The 21,554-nt window shown below is 25.0% G+C and carries 10 protein-coding genes; 1 reads left to right on the top strand and 9 read right to left on the bottom strand.

Features of this window, described 5'->3' with window-relative positions:
* Positions 1 to 34 precede the first annotated feature (34 nt).
* The 3 genes from BUA70_RS12890 to BUA70_RS01235 all read right to left on the bottom strand — a co-directional run bounded on the left by BUA70_RS12890 (position 35) and on the right by BUA70_RS01235 (position 7,635).
* Positions 35 to 4,189 carry an immunoglobulin-like domain-containing protein gene (locus BUA70_RS12890; protein ID WP_083573420.1) on the bottom strand — a complete coding sequence of 1,385 codons (4,155 nt, stop codon included), beginning with the start codon at positions 4,187 to 4,189 and terminating at the stop codon, positions 35 to 37.
* 355 nt (positions 4,190 to 4,544) lie between these two features.
* Positions 4,545 to 6,449, bottom strand: a complete 1,905-nt coding sequence (locus tag BUA70_RS01230; protein ID WP_072892400.1) for a hypothetical protein — start codon at positions 6,447 to 6,449, stop codon at positions 4,545 to 4,547.
* A gap of 238 nt (positions 6,450 to 6,687) precedes the next feature.
* Positions 6,688 to 7,635 carry an acyltransferase gene (locus BUA70_RS01235; protein WP_072892401.1) on the bottom strand — a complete coding sequence of 316 codons (948 nt, stop codon included), beginning with the start codon at positions 7,633 to 7,635 and terminating at the stop codon, positions 6,688 to 6,690.
* Between the two features lie 306 nt (positions 7,636 to 7,941).
* Here BUA70_RS01235 and BUA70_RS01240 point away from each other — a divergent pair, with 306 nt between their 5' ends.
* The gene (locus tag BUA70_RS01240) at positions 7,942 to 8,730 is read left to right on the top strand and encodes an SLAP domain-containing protein (protein WP_072892402.1); all 789 of its coding nucleotides are present in this window, start codon (positions 7,942 to 7,944) and stop codon (positions 8,728 to 8,730) included.
* Positions 8,731 to 8,940: 210 nt separating this feature from the next.
* On the opposite strand, the gene BUA70_RS01245 is transcribed toward BUA70_RS01240, so the two are convergent.
* The 6 genes from BUA70_RS01245 to BUA70_RS01270 form a co-directional block, all read right to left on the bottom strand.
* Complete coding sequence (locus BUA70_RS01245; RefSeq protein WP_072892403.1) at positions 8,941 to 11,829, bottom strand: hypothetical protein; 2,889 nt, start codon at positions 11,827 to 11,829, stop codon at positions 8,941 to 8,943.
* 153 nt (positions 11,830 to 11,982) lie between these two features.
* Positions 11,983 to 14,619 carry a hypothetical protein gene (locus tag BUA70_RS01250; protein WP_072892404.1) on the bottom strand — a complete coding sequence of 879 codons (2,637 nt, stop codon included), beginning with the start codon at positions 14,617 to 14,619 and terminating at the stop codon, positions 11,983 to 11,985.
* A 120-nt stretch (positions 14,620 to 14,739) separates the two neighbouring features.
* Positions 14,740 to 15,480: a hypothetical protein gene (locus tag BUA70_RS01255; RefSeq protein ID WP_072892405.1), complete on the bottom strand. Its 741-nt coding sequence runs from the start codon at positions 15,478 to 15,480 to the stop codon at positions 14,740 to 14,742.
* A 981-nt stretch (positions 15,481 to 16,461) separates the two neighbouring features.
* Positions 16,462 to 17,469: an ABC transporter substrate-binding protein gene (locus BUA70_RS01260; protein ID WP_072892406.1), complete on the bottom strand. Its 1,008-nt coding sequence runs from the start codon at positions 17,467 to 17,469 to the stop codon at positions 16,462 to 16,464.
* A gap of 573 nt (positions 17,470 to 18,042) precedes the next feature.
* On the bottom strand, positions 18,043 to 19,779 hold the full coding sequence (locus tag BUA70_RS01265) for an MSCRAMM family protein (protein WP_072892407.1): 1,737 nt from the start codon (positions 19,777 to 19,779) through the stop codon (positions 18,043 to 18,045).
* A gap of 520 nt (positions 19,780 to 20,299) precedes the next feature.
* On the bottom strand, positions 20,300 to 21,544 hold the full coding sequence (locus BUA70_RS01270) for a DHHW family protein (protein ID WP_200789754.1): 1,245 nt from the start codon (positions 21,542 to 21,544) through the stop codon (positions 20,300 to 20,302).
* Positions 21,545 to 21,554 lie beyond the last annotated feature (10 nt).

The raw sequence follows: 21,554 nt of genomic DNA on the forward strand, positions 1-21,554 counted from the left end.
GTTATCTCAAAGTTGAGATAACTCCTTTTTTTAATTAGAATTTAAAGCTATATTGTGCATATTTACCATCATTCATTGACTTTATTCCTAATGATACTCTTAAATTTAATTCTCTTGCAATTTTACCTGATTCATTAATAAGTTCTTGTTGACTCATATTCATTCCTACTTGTTTAATACTTAAAGTCCCTTTTCTAGAATTTAAAGCTTCTCTTAAAAGATTGTCTAGTTCTTCTAAAGATTTTACAGCTTTAAATACATTTCCCTCATCATCTTTTTCTTCTATATTTTCTATCATATTTGTAAATGAATATTTAGTTCCTGTAGCACTTGGATATGTAACTCCAGGTTCTGCTTCTATTCTATGATCTTTTCCCATTTCTGCATCTGTTAAGTTAAAGTATTTATGTGATATTGGTAACATTGGTTTTGTATGACCTGAGTAAATTGGATCATCCCAAGTAACATCTACACAGTACCATTCACCATCAAGTTTAACCATTGACCATCCATGTCTTTCTCCTGTACCATCACCATGAGATCCATATCCTGTAACATATTTATTTTCTATTCTTGCTTTATTTAATAATAAAGAAAATGCTTTTGCATAACTTTCACATACACCAGTTTTTTCTACCAAAATTCCATATGGATTATGATCTTCTGGACGAACTGGCTTATCATTTACATGAGCTGTATCATATTCTGCACTTTCAACTAAATAATCGTGTAATGCTAATTCCTTTTGAAAATCATTCATACCTGGCTTTATTACTTTTGCAATAACTCTATCCGCTTCTGCCTCTGCCTCTCTTTTATGTCTAATCATTGTATCTTTATCTTTAGCATATTTTACACTTATAGTTAATGTTTGTTCTGCGCTACCTGGATAACCTTGTATACTAGCACTACATCCATTGTATCCATAAGATATTGTTGGATTTTCTATAAGTATCTTATTTATAATATTTAAATCGTATGTTTTAGAATTATAATTAGTAACTTTTAATATTATTTTATCATCAAATCTTTCTAATCCTTCTTTTAAAGCATTATAAAATTCTGATTCTGAATTTATAACTATAGGTCCATTTGGAGTTTTAGCTTTTACTGTAACTTTTATTTCTTTTGTTACTATTGCTCCCTTGCTATCCTTTACTTCATAAACGACCTTATAAACTCCAGCTTTTTTTGCATTTACTGTATTTTCTTTAACTGTTACTTTAGATGTTAGGTCCTTATCTTCTTTATCTGTTGCACTTATTAGTCCAGCCTTTTCATCAAAAGCATCTCCTTCTTTTATTTCTACATCTTTAGCCTCAATCACTGGAACTTCATTTTTTGCATTTACTGTAACTTTTATTTCCTTTGTCACTGTTGCTCCATTACTATCTTTTACTTCGTAAACAACCTTATAAACTCCAGCCTCTTTTGAATTTACTGTATTTTCTTTAACTGTTACTTTAGATGTTAAGTCCTTATCTTCTTTATCTGTTGCACTTATTAGTCCAGATTTTTCATTGAAGTTATCTCCTTGTTCTATTTCTACATCCTTAGCTTCAATTACTGGCACTTCATTTAATAATGTTGGTTTTACTACAGCCTTTACTGTAACCTTTATTTCCTTTGTTACTGCTGCTCCTTTGCTATCTTTTACTTCGTAAACAACCTTATAAACTCCAGCTTTTTTTGCATTTACTGTGTTTTCTTTAACTGTTACTTTAGATGTTAAATCCTTATCTTCTTTATCTGTAGCTTTTATTAATCCAGACTTTTCATCAAAAGTATCTCCTTCTTTTATTTCTACATCTTTAGCTTCAATTACTGGAACTTCATTTAATACTGAAGGAATTACTTCATCCTTTTTAGGTTCTACAGTATCTGGCTTTTCTTCCTTTTTATCTTCTATACTAGTATCCTTACCATCTTCAGTTTTTATCTTATCTTTGTCTGAAGGAGTTGAAGAAACATCTTCTTTTTCTTTATCCTTTTCTGGTGATACTGGATTAGTTTCAGAAGAAACCTTATCCTTTTCTTTAACTGAATCTTCTGGCTCTACTGATGGCTTAGTTTTATTTAAATCATCTTCTTTTGAAGTATCACTATCTTTTTTATCAGTTATATCTAATGAAGTATCTTTATCTTCTTTTTTAGGAGCTTCTTTTACTGTAACTTTTATTTCTTTGGTTACTGCTGCTCCCTTGCTATCTTTTACTTCATAAACAACTTTATAAACTCCAGCTTTTTTTGCATTTACTGTATTTTCTTTAACTGTTACCTTAGATGTTAAATCCTTATCTTCTTTATCTATAGCTTTTATTAATCCAGACTTTTCGTTAAATATATCGCCTTCATTTATTTCCACATCTTTAGCTTCAATTACAGGCACTTCATTTAATACTGATGGTTCTGTATTCTTCTTTTCACCTTCAGATTCTTGTGGTTTTTCTGATGGCTTAGGTTTATTTGAGTCTACCTTTTCATCTTCCTTTGTTTTTGGATTTTCTGGTTTTACCACAGGATCTTCTTTTGGTTTAACTTCTTCAGGCTTTACAACTGGTTTAGGTTCATCTTTTGGTTTTACTACTGGATTTTCCTTTGGTTTTTCGTCCTTTTTAACTTCATCCTTCTTTTCTTCAACTTTTTCTGGATTTGGCTTAGGTTCTACTTTGTCTTTTGATGAACTACCATTATGTTTCCTATTAGGTTCAACTTTTGACGGTTCTTTTTTATTTTCTTCCTTTTTAGCATCTTCTAATTTTTTTATTTCTTTAGCTTGTTCGTTATTAACTCCTTCTTTTACTGTAACCTTATCAATAACTTTTGCTAAATCTTTAGTATTATTAGAATCTCCAGTTTTTAATTTCACATCATTATTATTTATAACTAAATCTTTAACTTTAGATGTTTTTTGTATATTAACTATAGTTTCACTATTAACTTCTACATAATTGAAATTTCCATTTATATTTAAAGAACTTGCATTAATTATAGTAACTTTAGTTAGTGAAAAGTTACCATACATATCTACAGATTTTTTGATTGAAGTTGTTTCTCTTATATTAACATTTAAATTTTTTATATTTACAGTTTCGTTCACAATACTTGTCTTAATTCTAGTAGCACTACTAATATCAACTATATCAATAGCAGTTCTAGTTCCCTCAAAAGAAACTGTTGGTTCATATTTTATGTAATCTATATTTAAATATTTTATTATGTTATTACTTAAGTATATTTCTGGTTCTATATTTAAGAAATTTCCACGAACTAAAGGATATTTACCATTCTCCTTATCACCAGACACTTTATCTGTTAATGTAACATTTCCTAAATTACAGTTAGATATTTTAAAACTTTTACCACAATTCTTTATTAAAACATCGCCCTTTACAGTTACACCATCTAAGTTGACTTCTTTTTCTGCACCAGTACCTTCAATTATTAAATTTCCATCTACATTTGTTCCATTTAAATGAACATCGTGACCTTTAGTATATATAATAAGATCTTTTTTATATGTATTCTTTCCTAAAGTTACATCTTTTTCATCTATGTTATCTATATTTTCAGTTTCTTCTACAACTTGTACTTCTTTTTCACTATCAGACTCTTTAATAGTCTTAATTTTTTCTAATTCCCCTTGTAGATATTCTTTATTTAAAGGATTCTTTATCATTTCTATAAGATCACTTGTAGCTTTTATATCCTTTTCTGATTTGCTTTTCCATGTAACAAGTAATGAGTCTAGGGCAATTCTATAATCCTCTGTCCAAATAAGCTTTCTTCCCCAAGTACAAAGCTCATTTAGAAGATATTGCTTATCTACATTATTTAATGATGAGTTATTTATTTTTGCTTCTAATTCATCATAAAGCTTAGCACTTTTATTTTTGCTTAATTTATCTAGTTCACTTACAAAATATCCTATTTCATCAGACCATACATCCTTTACTGCTGGAGCTAACTCACAAAGATACTTGTCCCTTTCACTGATATTATCAACTTTTAATATAGCAGCATAAGCCATATTATAATGATAAAAAGTCTTTTGCGTTAATGCAGAATGAATCCAATCCTCTACATTATTTTTACTTGCAGCTTTTACTGTAGGTGTACTTATTAAAAAGTTTGCCGCTATGGAAAAGGCTGTAATCATAGTTATTAATTTTCTAGCACTTTTACTCATTTTAATCCTCCTTAAATTTATATTAAATATCCTAAAAACTATAAAAAATAATCTTTAATTGATATTTTTATACTATTATCCAATATATTATTTTTCTAAATTTTATATAATTTTTTTAAAATTCAATTTAATTTATTTGAAGTTTACTATGTTAATGTTAAGATTACCTATGTTATTTTTTAAATTCGATTTCTCATTACTTATCGTAAATAAATACATATTTCTTCAATTATTTTTGTTATATTTAAATAAATATTACTTGTTAAATTCTATATAAAATAAAAAACTATCTTTAATTACAGAAATTATTTCTATAGTTAAAGATAGCCTTATTATTTAATAGTTTATTATTTATTTAGTCTTCATCATAATGACGATTGTTTTCTAAAATATTTTTAGCTTGAGATGCAGAATCATTTACAATTCCTTCTTTAATGAAAATATCTTTAACATTATTTGTTAAAAAGCTTACTATATCTCCATTATCTGATTTTAAATCTACACCTTCACTGTCTATATCTAAGATATCAAAAGAAGAAGGTGATTTTATATCTACTATAGTCTTTTCAGATACTTTTAGTATTCCAAAAATACCTTCTAAGGATAATTTATCTACTCTATATGTTTGAAGCATTGAATGATTAACATCCCCTTTTATCTCTACATTTTTTTCTCTTTTTACATTTTTATTTATATCAACTTGTATCTCTCTTATAAAGCCTTCATTAATATTTGATTGTATTTTAGCTGGACTAAATATACCTAAAGCTTCAATATCATTATTATCTCCTCCAAGGGTAACATTAGGTTGTCCATCTTCAAATATTAATTCTAAAGTTCTACAATAAATATTATTTATATTTATATTAGAATCTATATTAGTACTTCTATTACTTAAAATTAAGCTACTTACTTCTAAATTTTCACCATTAAAACTAGCGCCACAATTTCTAACACGAACACATCCATTGCTTTTTATATTAGATAATGTTATTTGTTCATTTCCTCCGTTAGCTTCTATAATAAGATCGCCATTTACCCTAACTCCATCTAAATTGACATTATGTCCTTTAGAATGTATAGTAAGACTTCCTTTATAATCTTTTTTATTTATGGTTATATCTTGATTTTCATCATTAACTATAAAAGTATCTTCACCTTTTTTATTGCCATAATAATAGTCTTCGAAACGCTCTTCATTAACTTCTTTTTCTTCCTCTAATTCATCATCTTGAGCTTTGTGTTCTTCTTCTATTTGGGCTTTATCATCAATTGGATTTTCTATATTTCTTTCATCCTCTACTTGATTGTCTTTTACCTTCTCTACTTCCTTTTCCTCTTCTTTTTCTTTCTTTTCTAAAACATCTATAGGTTCTTTATCTTCATTAGAATCATGTTTATCTTCATGTATTCTATTTTCATTTATGTTATTTTCTTTTTTTATTTCTTTTTTAGGTTCTTCTTTTTTGTCTTGTAAACCTATTTGTGACCCTTTATTATTTTCTACTATACCTTTGTTTAAGTCTTTTCTTTTTGATTCTTCTTTATCCTGTTTATCTTTATTTAAATCTTTTTCTTTTATTTCTTCTTTCTTCTCTACTAAATCTTTTTTATTATTCTCTTCTATTAAATCTAAATTTTCTTTAGGTTTAACTTTATTTTCTTCAACTTCTTTAGCATCTACATATGCTATATTCTTTATTTTTTGTAGCTCATCTTTTAAGTATTCCTTATTTAAAGGATTTTCTATATTTTCTATAAGTTTATCAGCATTTTCTATATCAATATTTGATTTACTTTGCCAAGCTAAAAGTAATGAATCTAATGCTAATCTATAATCATCACTCCAAATAAGTTTTCTTCCCCATGTACAAAGTTCATTTAAAAGATATTGTTTATCTACATTATTTAATGTAGACTTATTCATTCTCGCTTCTAAATCATCATAAAGTCTTGCACTTTTACTCTTTGTAAGCTCTTCTAAATCCTTAACAAAAACCCCAATTTCATTATTCCATACATCATTAACAACTGGAATAAGTTTGTTTAAATATTGATCCCTCTTATATGGATCTTCAATTTTTAGTGCCTTAGCATAAGCCATATTATAATGGTAAAAAGTCTTCTGAGTTACTGCAGAGTTTATCCAATCCTCCACATCATTACTTGCTGCTTTAGCAATAGAAGAACCTACCAAAAAATTAGCTACTATAGCAAAAGCCGATACCATCGTTATAATTTTTTTTACTTTTTTACTCATGTTTCCCCCTAATAATATGTAATTTTAAAAATGTACTATAAAATTACAAAAATGATAACATTCGATTCATTATTACATTTTAATGTAATTTATTTTGAATTTTTTAAGTACATTGCATAATTTTATTATAATTATATACTTTTTTTAGTAATTTGTACACAGTTAAATATATTTTTATAATATTTTCGACATAAATTTTAAGTTATTATTATTTTAATATCTTTTTGCAATTAGATTTTTAAAATATTAAGGATTTTTTTAGATTTAATACTATTTTTGTAAAAAAAATTATAATTAAGGATATAAGAAAACATAAAATAAATCTAAAAGATATGTTAAAAAATATATTATTTATAATTATGTATTTATCTATCACATATAAAATAAGTGGATGTATTAAATATATACCAAAAGATTCCTTAGATATAAAATTAATAAACTTATTATATTTAATATTTACATCTTTAAAAGTAATATAAAATAAAATAGATGCTAATATAGTAAAAGGACTTAAGTAATTAAAAAAGCATAACTTATAATTTGTATTGCAAGTTTTATATGTTAAATAAGCAGTAACTATAGATAGTAAAAAGTATCCTAAAAAGCATATATATCTTTTTAATTTTATTATTTTAATATCTTTAAGAGTATAGCCTAATATATAATATCCAATATAATAACTAAACTGAAAACACCATAAAACTTCTATCTTTAAAAAACATTGTATAATTCCAATTGATAAAGAAATAATACTAATTATATTTAGATACCTCTTTCCCTTATCTCTAAAAAACCATATAGCTGGAGTAACTAAATACAAAACAGTTATCATATATAGATACCACATTTGATAATAGGTATCCCCTTTAAAAATATCCTTAATCAATCTATTAATATCTCTAAACATATAGTAATTAAGAAAAGCATATATTATAGTAAAAAATATAAAAGCTGGACCAATCCTTTTCATTCTCTTTTTATAAAAATCTTTTATCCTTTCCTTCTTTCCTACTAAGTATCTTCCACTTATAAATAAAAATATAGGGACAGATACTCTTGAAAAGCTATCCAATATATCAACTAATATAAATCTATTACCTAATATATTGATATTTTTATAAAATATAGGAGCAGCTACATGTATAACAACTACCATAATTATAGAAATAACTCTTAAAAACTCCATATTATCCTCCTAAATAGATATTTAAGTAATTTTGAATATTTATATAAATAGTATAAACAAAGCTAATATCTAAAGCCAAATATAATTTATCTTTAAATGTTCTTATATTTAAGAACACTTTTAACTAAATAGAAACATACAAAATATTAACAATAAATTATTATTAAAATTATTTATTTTATAAAAGGCAAATTAATTATTCTTTTAAAATATTATCAAATCAAAAGATTTTTCTTTAATATTAGAAATTTAATAGCTTTATGATATAATAATCATTATAAAAGTGAAACTGAAAGGAGTTTAGTTATGAGTCATAAATTTAATTTACATATAAGTGATGAATTTAAATTTAGTAAGATGCAAGCTAAAATAATAGAAAAAGAACTTAAAAAACTTCCTGATATGAAACCAAATACATTAAAAATAAATCCTATATATTTATATAAACATGAAGACTGTTATGAAGCTTGTGTTATTATAAGAAGTACAGTTAAATTACCAGTAAACCTAACAAATATACCAATAGCCTTAACTTCTAAGGGAGAAGTTAAATCAAAAATTCAACCTGATTTAAATAAGTTAGGATTAATAAAAGATCATGAAGCTATTCCAATAATATTAAAGTTTCCAATGACAGAAGAATTAGCAAAAGAAACTATAAGAGGATATAGCATAATCTTCTTAGATAACATAAAAGCTATAGAAACTTCAAAACCATCTTTGAAAAAAGTAGATAATTCCTTTAATGATTTTGAAAGAAAAGTTATTGAAGAATATGTAGAAAAAACATCTCCTTTAGAAAAAGATACCTTCACTATAGAGGCTGGAAATTTGTTTGAAAGAGAAGACAAAGGAATTATTCCAATGTACATATTCAACACAACAAGTAAGCCAAGAGAATTAAATAAAATAGAGCTTGTTATGACACCTCAAGGAATCGGAGCTGCAAGACTTGTCAAAATGATAGACAAGATTCAAGGAGAAGAAAATGGAGTAACAGTAGTTCCTATAGAAATAACTAAAAAAGATACTCCAGCTACTTTAGAAGAACTTAGAAATTGTAAAATAACAATTAGCTTAAAAGATCAACAATAATATTATTTAATATAAAAATAAATTACAATATATTTTAATGAATATGTAATATTATATAATAAAATTAGAATTTAAAGATGATAAATAATTCTATTTTAGATTAAACATTAAAAGAAAATTTTAATAATATAATATCTTATTATCTATATAAATAAAGTGCAGATAACCTTAAATTTAATAGAAGTTATCTGCACTTTTTAATTTATAAAATTAATTTTTTAAAACCTTTCCTTCTAACTTTCCTGAAGTTATAGCTGCTATATTTCCAGCTCTATCTTTTATATATATTTCTTCATTTTTATTACCTATAGGCACAATAGATACTATTCCATTTTGATTTACAGAAATATTTTCATTAAGAGTGATTTCTAAAAAATTATCACCTATAATTTCATCATCAATACTATTAATAGTAAGATTAGAACCATTAATTTGAACATTTAAATCATCTTTTAAACTATTTTGCAAATTCTCTAGGTAATTGTTATCTTTATTATTCATAGAATTTATATTATTAGTTAAATCTTTAAGATTTTCATCAAATTCTACTTTAATTTTATTAGAGGTTTTATCATTTAAATTATTAACTAAATACTTAGCAGAAACTATTGAAGGTTTTTTATTGTCTGTTAAAGTTATTACCTTAGTATAATTTCTGTTGTCACTTAAAGCACCAACCACTGAACTTCCATCTTTAGTTTTTACTTTATCATTTATTTCTAAAAGATAAGAACCAGTATTTTTTATAAAACCTTCTGGAACAGTTATTATAACTTTTTTATCATAATTATCCATAGATATAGTAGTTCCTTCTGGAAAACTATTTCCTTCTAAACTATAATTAAATAAGTCACAGGCTGATTTATCCATCTCATATTTGTAATCTATAGTTATCTTATTAACCACACTACCGTTTATTATACTAGGTTTTTCATAATCAGTATAAATATCAGAAACTCCAAGTACCACTGGAGATATATACTTATACTTATCTATTATAATTGTTTCTTCATTATTTAAAATATGTTCTATAAAACTAGAAGCCTTAACTGCACCTCTTTTAAAAATAATCTTATAAGGAGCCTTATCTTGATATTCTTTAAAGATACTTTTACCTTCAAAACCCTCAAGATTAATAAATAAAGATCTGTTTTTTTCATAACCTTTGTTATCATATGAATCATCTATTATTTTAGTGTTTTTATAATCTATAGCCCTATGTATACCATCTTTATCTGTGACCATAATTTTAGAAGGATCTAAATCCTTTATATCTTTATTAAACTCTATTATTATACCTTCATCACACAACCCACAATTTTTAAAATTTATCCTTGGAGTTGCGGTATTTTTTGATAAAGTTACTTCTCCTTCATAATATCTTCCTAAAACCCCTTCTATATTATAATAATTTCCTAATTTTACTGAAAGTTTTATAGTATTTTCATAATCATCAAAAAGCTTATATGGAAGATTATAATCACTTAAAAATTCTACAGTAAATTCTTTAGAATAATCCTTATTATACCCATTAATATCTTCATCTAAATCTCTTACTGAGGTTATAGTAAATTTAGGTGTACCATTTTCTCCATCAAGTTTTAAATAATTCTTCTCTATCTTTAAATTATTCTTAATAGTATTTATATCTATATTATCACTAAATATTATATTAAATGCTCTCTCATTATCATTTGAAGGTTTTAATTCTTTAACAAAGGGGATTTCATCATTTTTAATTTCATATTCTACATTTAAAATATTAGATATATTAGCTAATGGGTAGACCTCATCAGAAACCTTATAAAGAGTTACGTTATGAATTCCCTTTTTTATTAAATCATATATAAGCTTTCCTTCCTTAAAAGCATCATTATCTGTAGATCCATATTGAACTATTACAGAATAATCTCCTGCTTTTTCTATATATTTAAGCTTTGTATCTATATTTTTATTAGAAGAATCATATAAGGTAATTCCATCTACTTTTATAGCATCAATAGATTTAATAGGTTTATTAAATGAAATCTTAAGCTCTTTATCTCTATTAGCATTATAACTTGTGGTAAGTTTTGAAGATAATACCTTTGGTTTTTCAGTATCTATAAACTGCTGCTCTTCCCCCTTATACATATTAACTCTTTTACTTTTATCTAAAGAATAAATTCCATTTTTTACATCTACAATATATTTTGAACCATTACGTAGCATACTATTAGAATTTTTATCTTTATATAAAGGAAATATTATATAATTATCATCATTATTAAAGGTTATATTATTGTAATCTATTAAATCTTCTATATTTCCATTTTCACTACTATATGTATTACCATCTATTGTAAATATATAGTTAGTTAAATCTAAGGCAGATTCTTTATCCACTGAATCATCAAAAGATACTTTTATCTCTCTAGAATTTAAAGCTTTTATTTCAATAACTTCTAAAGGAGTAATTTTTTCTACTTCATTTATTTTACTCTCTATTGGAAATAAGGTATCTTTTTTTAAATATTCTCTATTTAAATAATTTAAGTTATTTTCTCCATATAAAAGATCATGAGCTTTATTTATAAGTTTTCTTGCTTCCCTAACTTTTCCTTCCTCTAAAAATGATGAAGCCTCCATTGCCCAATCTATAATTAATGGCAAATGAGATTGCTTTTGAAATATAGGAGATCTTGTCCAATAGTCAAGCTCAGCATCTAAATATTCTTTATCTACCATAGAAATTTTATCTTCGTTATAAAGTGCCCTAACCTTTAAAACCACAGAATTATACTGCTCTATAGATTCATTTTTTTGAACCACATCTTGAATCTCCGCTATAATATCCATCATTGAAGAAAATCCTAAAATCTCATCTCTTAAAGGAGCAAGAAGGGAAAGCCTTTCATAATACTTAGGATTATTAGGCTCCGCCATAATAGAAGCATAAGCCTTATTATAATGATATAAATCCTTAGAATTTCTTGCAAATTCTATAAGCTCCTCTGGAGAAAAGTTCTCCTTTTCTAAAGCAAAGACTAAAGGGGATGGAAAACATAGAGTAATTGCAGACATAGAAATTAAAGTATTTTTAAATTTTCTTTTGTACATAAAAAAATCCTCCTAAAATATACTACCAAAATTATTTTTATACTTGGTTATTATTTTAGAGGAATTTTTTAATTATGAAAATATAAATTATAAAAAGAGAAGAATACATATGTATTCTTCTCTTATAAATTCAATCTAATTTAATTTTACAAACTAACTAGCTACAGTTACTGGTACTTTAGCTATAGTTGTAGTTCCTTCTGTCTTATCTGCACCCTTTGTTAATGTTACTTTATAATTGTTATCATCAACTTTTTCAGCTTTTACTGTTATATCTTTATCAGTAAGTTTTGCTTTAATAGCATTTTCAACATCTGTCTTTTTATCTTCAGTTAACTTAGAACCTTTTGTTAATTCTATATTTTTAACTTCACTTTTTGCATCATCTACAGACTTTTGATTTGCTTTTTTAGCAGCTTCTTGTTTTGCAGCTTCCTCTTTTGCTGCTGCTTTTGCTTGTGATGCAGGAACCTCAACTGTTATTTCTTGAGTATCAGCTTCAGCCTTTGTAGCAGTATTAGTAACTGTAAATACTAATTTTACTGAAGTTGCATCATCTGGTGGAGTTATTGTTCCATTTTTAGCTATAACACCCTCATTACTTGATGATTTTATTGCTATTGTATATCCATCTGGAACATTTGGCATTTTTAGCTTATTTGCATCAACAGCTGGAGCGTCCACTTTAGTTATAGCACTTGCTATAGCATTAACTTTCACTTGAGCTGCTGCTTTAGCTTCTACTTCTTGTTGTGCTTTTATTGCTGCAATTTCAGAAGCATTTCCTTGTTCAGTTCCTGAAACTTTTACATCATCTCCATTTTGTGCTAATGTATTTCCAGCTTCATCTGAGATAAACATAGCAGCATTATCATCAGTACCTACAGGTACTACTGATATTACTGAATTTGAATCTATTTTTACTTCATTAGATAATACTATATCTAATGTATTAGCATTATTATCAAATCTACCTATTGTAGCTATTGTTTGATCATTATTATTTACCTTTATTTTGAAATTAGTTATAGCTTTAGCAATGTTCGCCTTAGCTGCTTCTGCTGTAACATTTTTACCATCTAATTCTTTTCCGTTTTCTTGTAAGTTATTTAGTAAGTTTTCACTAAATTTAACTCTAATCATATTTGTAGCTTTATCATTTGCATTATCAATAAGAACATATTCTGCACTCTCTAAAGTTGGTTTTACACTATCTTTAAGCTCTATTGCTTTATTGAATGCTTGATGATTAGTTAGTTTTCCAACAACTACGCTTCCTTCTACAGTTTTAACATTCTTGCTTATAACAAACATATTAGTTGCATTTTCGCTTATGCTACCTTCTGGAAGAGTTATTGTAACAGTTTTATTGTCAGCTCCCATTGAAATTTTAGTTCCTTTTGGTAAAGCTTGACCATCTAATGTATAGTTATTTAAGTCAACAGCTGTTGCTGACATTTCTTTTCTGTAGTTAATTGTTATAATATTAGTTACTATACCATCAACTGTATTTATGTGAGAATCTACATCATTTTCATTTAAAAGTAATTCTGGAGTAACAGTGCTCTCATCATATACTGTTACTTGTTGCTCTGAATTGTATACTGGTGATTCTACTGCACCTGCTACATACTTTTGAACAGCTCCATCTTCAAATGTAACTGTGAATGGTGCTTTATTAGAATAATCATTTGATGTAAAATCAGCTAATTTAATTGTAACAGTATCTGTATTATTAGATGTAGCAGTTTTAACTGTTCTTGTTATACCATTTTTATCTGTAACATTGATTTTTGATGGTTGAACATTAGTAACAGCCTTATTAAATACTACATTTATTCCTTCATATTTAGCTGCTTCATTTGGCTTAGCTGTATTATTTAATTCACATTGGTCAAGTTTAATTTGTGGACCTGCTGCATCTTTTGATAAAGTAACATTTCCTTTAAACTTGTCTCCTATATATCCTGCTGATGTTTTATAATTTTCTAATTTTACTGAAAGATTTACTGATTTTTCATCATCTTTATAAAGTTTATAATCATCAGTATCTGCACCAATTGTAACTTTTATAGCTTTTACATTTGTTTTACCAACAGCAGTAGCTACATTGTTATCCATATCCCATCCTTCAACAGTTATTGTTGGAGTTGTAGCTTGATTATACTTAACATCTCCCTTTTTAACAGTTAAATTTCCTGGTTGAACAGTATTTATATCTATATCTTTATTAAATTCAATATAGAACTCTCTATCATTATCTTCATCAGCTTTTACATTTGTAACTTCTGGAGTTAATGCATTAACTGTTACATCATATTGTGTAGTTAATGTAACTGCTGTATTTTGCATTGATGCACATGTATCTGCTACATTATAAGCAATAACATTATGATTTCCTAATGCAGTTATTTTATTTATTGTATCTTTACTCATAGTTTCTGGTAAAGTTACTTTTACTTTATAATTTCCTGCTTCATTTGTTATTGTAACATTATCAACTGCTCCATCTTCATTTGTTATAGTGTTATCTTTATAATTTATATTTATTGCTTTTTTAATAACTGTTTTTCCATCTATTTTAAGTCCGCCTATTGAACTAACTGGTTCATTAAATACAAGATCTATAGTGTTATCTTTTTCTACATCTTGATTAGCTGAAACTAATGTTGGAGCTTGAGTATCATTAAATTGTTGCTCAGTTCCTTGTGTTAAAGCAACCTTTTTATCTTTAGCCACTGAATAAATTCCATTGCTAATACTTATAGAATATTTAGTTCCATTTGACATTGCTTGATTTAAACGGAATATAACAGCTGTTCCATCAGCATTTAATTTTGTATTTATTATTTTATAATCAGCTGTTTTATCTGTAACTGAATTTCCATTAATTGATATTTGATAATTACTTTAATCTATAGCTGTATCTCTATCAACTGGAGCATCAAATTTAACTTCAAATTCCATTGGATTTATAGCTGTAGCTGAAACTAATTCTATTGGTAATTTAGCAACTGCATCAGCAACATTTTGTGCTACTGGAGCTACTGTATTATTTTGTAAATAAGTTTCATTAGCTTGATTTATGTTATTTTGTCCTGCTAATACAGCTTGTGCAGCTTCTATAGCTGTTTGAGCTTCTCTAGCTTTTCCATCTGCTAATAACTTTGCAGCTTCATTTGTTTTATCTATAACTGTTTTAAGATCTGATTGAGTTGTGAATATTGGTGTTCTTGTCCAATAAACTAATTCAGCATCTAAATATTCTTTATCTGTTTTGCATATTGAACCATTATCAAATAATGATTGAACTTTTGCAACTACTGCGTTGTATTGTTCAATGCTTTGGTTCTTTTGAACTTCATCTTGGATTTCAGCAATGATTTTCATCATTTCATCGTATCCTTTTATTTCTTTAGCTACTGGAGCTAATTCACCTAACCAAGTATTGAAATTTGCATTATCCTTGTCTGCCATTATTGCAGCATATGCTTGGTTATAGTGGTAAAGATCCTTTGCGTTTTTAGCATATGTAATAAGATCTTCTACTGTGTTCTTATTTTCTTCTGCAGCAAATGCTGTCATTGATGGTGCCATAACACCAGCCATTGAGCTCATTGCTAAGAATGCACTTAATGCTTTTTTATTCATATTAATTCCTCCTGATAAAAAAATATTTAATTTAAATAATACTTTTAAACCTTTATTTTAAGTGATTTCTCACTGGTTCACTTTTTAAATCTCTATTAATTTCTAATATAATTTCATATAATCATTTATTTGTAATTTTATACATATTTCATAAGTTTATATAAAAACAAAAAATTACAAATATTTCTATCCATCTATATGTATTTTTGTATTTTATAAAAATACAAAATTGTAAACTGTTTCTTTAAATCTTATTTAACAATTAGTAAATTTGTTGAAATTAATAGTATCATTAGTTTAATTAGAATATTTTGTTTTATTTACTAAGTTATATTATAGTCTTCTTGTCCAATTTTTTCAACTATAAATAAAGTTTATATTCTAATTTACAGAAGTTTTAACATATTTTATTTAAAAAATTTGTCTATACATACTTTACATGTATATATTTTGCATTAATTAGTACAAACTGTCAAGATGATTAACTATAATTTTTAATTGGTTATTAGTGATGATTTTACCACTATATATCTCATATTCCTTTATTTATTTTATATTTTTAAATTTGTTTCATTTTTTTACCATGAGATTGTTAATTATTAAATTAATGTTTTTTTATATCCTTAATCTGTAAAGCTACTGTTTTTCTATATTACTTTATAATTTGTAATATTTTAGTTTTATTAATAACCTTATAGAATGGAAAATCTTTGTTATATTAAAATCTTTTAAAAAATATTTTTATTTTTTATTAAATACAAAAAAGGAATTATAAAAATCAAATTTGATCCTTATAATTCCCCTATACATTTTAAAATTTGTATATTTAATTTTAATTTTTTATATCTTTATTTTAGATTTCTATTTAATTTCCCTATAAAGTTTCCTATAAAGAAAAACTGTAGATAATTTAAATTATCTACAGCTAGTAATAATATAATCTTATTACCTAATATATTTTTTTGATATCAGGATGAATTGTTAACTACACCAAAGCCTTATTAGTTTTTCTTTTTCTTCAATAAAATTATTAAAGTTTTGCTTTTGTAAATTTTGTTCCTCTGCTCCTTCTATTTGGCTCTTTTCACCATCTAAAGGAGTCTGTCTATTTCTACTTTGAAGACCTAGCACCAAATCAGAAAGAATAAAATCCTCAAAAATTTTAGCTTCTGGTTTTACATCTTTCTTATTTATCACTGCAATAGTCTCTATATTATAGATATACCTCTTTAAATCAAAATAGTCAACATTAAAATCGTCCCATTGTGCAAATAAACCATCAAAATCTGTCGTAATTGCTACCTTACACTTCTCCTCATGTATATTTTTAGCTACTTTAGAAGAATATTGTTCAATTATTGGATTGTTAGATTTTATCTTTTTAAATATTTCTTTGGCCTGCTCTTCTCCATACCTATTATATATATATTGTATAAACATATATCCTGCTGAAGTTGTAGCTGGATCTAATATTGAAAATTGTCCATTTGCTTCAGGTGATATTAAATAATCTATAAAATTATCTTCATTTAAGTTTAAATCTTTAGTTTTTGCCACTCCTAAATTATAAGCACTGATTCCTGTCCAATAGGTCTTCCCATTTTCCTCATCTTTAAAGCCCTCTTTTATTTTATCAAATCGCTTTGGTTTATAATCTAAAAATACGCCTTCTTTAGCTAATTCTTCAGTATCTACTATAGATTCACCAAGCCATATATCTACCTTTTCCCTATTTTTTTCATCTTTTAAATAATTTTTAGCTAAAGTAGATGGCATCATAGTAGTTTTTATTAGTATATCTGGATATTTTTCATTAAAATAATCCATATACTCTCTTAAATATTCACCGTCTATGTCATAAACTATATTTACTACTGGCTTTTCTTTATGAACTTCTTTTTTTATTTCAGTAATTTTATTATTACATCCCATTAAAGATGGAATCATTAATGCTGTAAATAAAAAAGGTATTACTTTTTTAAAATTCATGGTTTCCTCCATTAGTTGAATTTCTATCTGCATATGTATTTTACAGTTAACTTTATAATACAATAATATACTTTTTATATTCAAGTATTTTAAGAGTTTATATTTATTTTGATTTTTATTATTAAATGCTTTAAATATTTTTTTCTTTAAGTTCATAAATATTTAATTAATTTACATTCTATTTAGGCCTCTTAAATTTTATGTTTTGTAAGTCACATATGTATTTTTGCAAAAAATATAAGTTTTTTTGCATTTTATGTTAAGTTTTCTTTTTTTTCTCCGATGATTTATTAGGGCATATTTTTCAAATAAATTTTACAAACTTTTAATGTTATAAAATTTATAATGAAAAAAATATGTTTAGGAAACTACTTATAATTTCTACATTCAAAATTTTTAAATTCAAAATTATAATCCTTTTTAGTTACTACCAAAACTAAAAAACTAGACTACTTAAATCTTTTAGTTTTAAGTAGTCTAGCAACAGATTATTTTTAACTTATAATTCTTACTTGAAAATATATTATGACCTAATATATTTTATATGTGCTTTTTTAAATTATATTTTATCATTCAGGATTTTCTATAGATCATTACCCCTATACACATACACATTAATGCTATAACTAGTATTGGTATAGAATCTATAGAAGATCCTGTTTTTATTATTCTATGGCTTTTCATAGTTTTTTCTTTATAATTATTTTTATAATTATTATCTTTTAAATTAGTTTTACTTAAATTCTCTAAATTATATTCTTTACTTTTTTCTATATTAGATTTACTATCTAAATCTTTTTTATGTAAAATTACCATACTTTGTGGCTTTTCTTCATTATCTTCTATAATAGTTTCTTTTTGATTTTCTATATTATATTCTTTTTTCTCTTTCTTATCTTTTACAATAATCTCTTTAGTCTTGTTTTCCCCAGAAATTATAATAATTTCTATAACTCCATTATATTTTTCATATCCTTCTGGAGCTTTATATTCAATGATTTTGTATCTCCCTGATTTTAAATATAAACTTGCAACTCCATTTTTATCTGTTACTAACTCCTTAATCTCTGTACCATCTTTTTTTTCTATTTTAAATATTGCTCTTTTTAAAGGCTTATTAATATCAGCTACATCTACCTTCTTTATTTCAAGTTTACATAGGTCTAGTTTATTTTGAAAGCTAATTTCTAAAGACTTATCTTCATCTTCACCTACATTTATAAAAAAAGACTTCTTCTCATTAGATTTTAAATAGCCTTTTGGAGCCATTCTTTCTGATATTGTATATTCCCCATCACCTAAAAAGAATTCACAGACTCCTTTATATGGTATGGTTACAGTTTTTATAACTTTTTCACTCTTTTTTGAATATATATCAAAAACTCCTCCATCTAAATTTTTATTATTTAAATCTACTAAATTTACTATAATCTTTCTTTTATCTTCATAATTAGGTTTTATGTTTATATTTTCTAAATTATTTTTAATAATTATATTGTAATTTTCCTCTCCTAAAAGAATATTAAACTTCACTTCATTCTTTAGCTTTTCATATCCCTTTGGCGCCTTAGTTTCTATAAGTTTATACGGTCCTGATTTAAGCCTTACTTCACTTATTCCATATTTATTTGTCGTTAATTTTATAGGATTTCCATAACTATCTAATACATATTTACCAGTTAAATCTTTTATTTTAAATTCAGCACCATTTAATTTTATATTTGAATTTTTAGAGTCTAATCCTAATATTTTTACATTACAATTATCAGCATAGTCCTCTACTTTAACTTTTAAAGGTGATACTTTATTCTCTAACTTTATAACTATACTTTTTGTTTCATTGCTTAATAAATATCCCTTTGGTGCTATAAGTTCTTTTATCTTATAATTACCTAAAGGAAGTTTACATTTTCCTATACCATTTTTATTGGTAGTTATTTCTGTAATTAATTTTTCTCTTAAAGCTCCATTTTTATATTCTTCCTTATAAATTCCAAAAACTGCTCCCATTAGTTTTTTATCATTATTTTCCTTATCAACTTTTGTTATAACCAAATTACCCTTTGCCTTTATATAATCCTTTTCATTATTTAATATTTTTAAATTATTATCTTTAGAATTTTTTACTGAATTATTCTTATTATTTTCTAATGTACTTTTTATGTTATATTTATTCTTTAAAATGTTTAAATTATTCCTCTGATTTTTGTTTTCTACTGCTAAAACTTTATATGAATCAACGGATATAAATAAACTAAAAAAGAAAATAATAATAACCATAAAATGAGTAATAGAAAGCTTTTTACCCATAATTTTATCCCCCTTTAGTAAAAATAAACGGCCTTATAATATCTACTAACTAAAGCACATCCTATAAATTGCTAAAGCTCAGTTTAACATACTTATATTTTCTTATAAAATCTCTTTATATATATGATTTTATAAAAGAATATAACCAATTAAACATTACTTGTAATTTCTTATATTTTCTCATCTTACTTCAATATTTCTAAAATTTAAAAGTCACATTAAAAATTTATTGATATAGCTTCTAAAATATAGAGGTTTTTTGTCATAAAATCTATTTTTCTTTTAATTTTTACTAAAAATATACTTTATTTACGGAAATTTAATTAAATGTTATTTAAATATTATTTAAATTTATTTGTAATATAAAAATAAATATCTCCATATGTAAAATGTATTTTTACATATGAAGATATTTTAGTTTATATCTTAATTTTCTATTTCTTCTATAGTTCTTTTTAGAAATTAAATTATAAAAGAAAATATATTAAGGTTTTTATTTAATTTAGAAATTATATATTTTTTATGATATGTAACTTATAGAATCATCTTGAAAGAATGTATTTCCATTATATAAAACTAAAGAATCTGTTATTCCTTCTTCATCTATAAGCTTATCTACATCATCCATGTAATATCTTAAATCTACCATTAATATTTCACTAAAATCTTCTGTTAAAAATGGTATCATAGAATTTGCGTAAGAATCTTTAAATACTATTAATTTTCTATCGCTATCACTTAAAGTTTTTATTCTTACTAAAGAATGATTTCCCCCTAAAAATATCCCATATTTATCCTTTTTGTTCAGGAAGCATGTATCATATAAAGAAGAAGTTTTTTTATTTTCCTCTATATAATCTATTAAAATATCTTTGTCTTCCTTTGGAAGATATATATTTATATCGTCTCCCTTTATTCCTCTAAATCCACCCCTAGAATAAGATGTTCCATAAAAATTATCTGTAACCTTTAATATATTATAATTATCTTCATCCTTTAAAGAAAGCTTTGCTACTTTTTCAAAACTTTTATATCCATAATAAGCTCCTTTAGTTGTCCAATGATGATCTGTTTTATAATATATATCCTTATCTTTATTACTTAGTAATTCATTATAAGTATCAACCCATATATAATCTTTTATGCTATCTTTTACTTCATTAATATAATCTAGCTGCCCTATAACAGGAGCATTTTTAGGTAATTTTTCTTTTATGATTTCATAACTATTTGGTACTATCATTATATATTTATTTATATTTTTAAATTTTTCGCTGAATCTATTTAAAGCATCTATCTTCTCTTTTGTTTCTTCTTCTTTAGGTTTTTTAAACTTTTGAAATAAATATCCTTCTTTTCCCAGAAAAACATCATTGCTTTCCTTTTTCCCTAATAACTTATCTACCTCAGATTTTATACTTATCCAAGTGTTTCTTAATAAAAATTGATCTGATATATATTTTTCATATTTTTTAGTAAACCTATTTTCTTCTAAGGATTCTAAGGAAAATTTAGGCCTTTGTTGAAGCTTTTTATTCTCTTCTTCTGAAAAATCCTTAGATGGAGTTATAATATTTACTATAAATATAAATCCAACAAAAAATATAAATAGAAGCATTAATGTAATTTTATATATATGCTTATTTTTAGCATTATTTTTATACTTTAAATTTTTAGCTTTTATATTACCCTTAATCAAATTTTCAATTTCTTTATTTTTACTTAATTTAATATCTTTTATTTTATTATTTTCCTTGCTTTCCATAGTTCTATCC

The organism is Clostridium fallax (assembly GCF_900129365.1).
Classification (GTDB): Bacteria; Bacillota; Clostridia; order Clostridiales; family Clostridiaceae; genus Clostridium_AH; species Clostridium_AH fallax.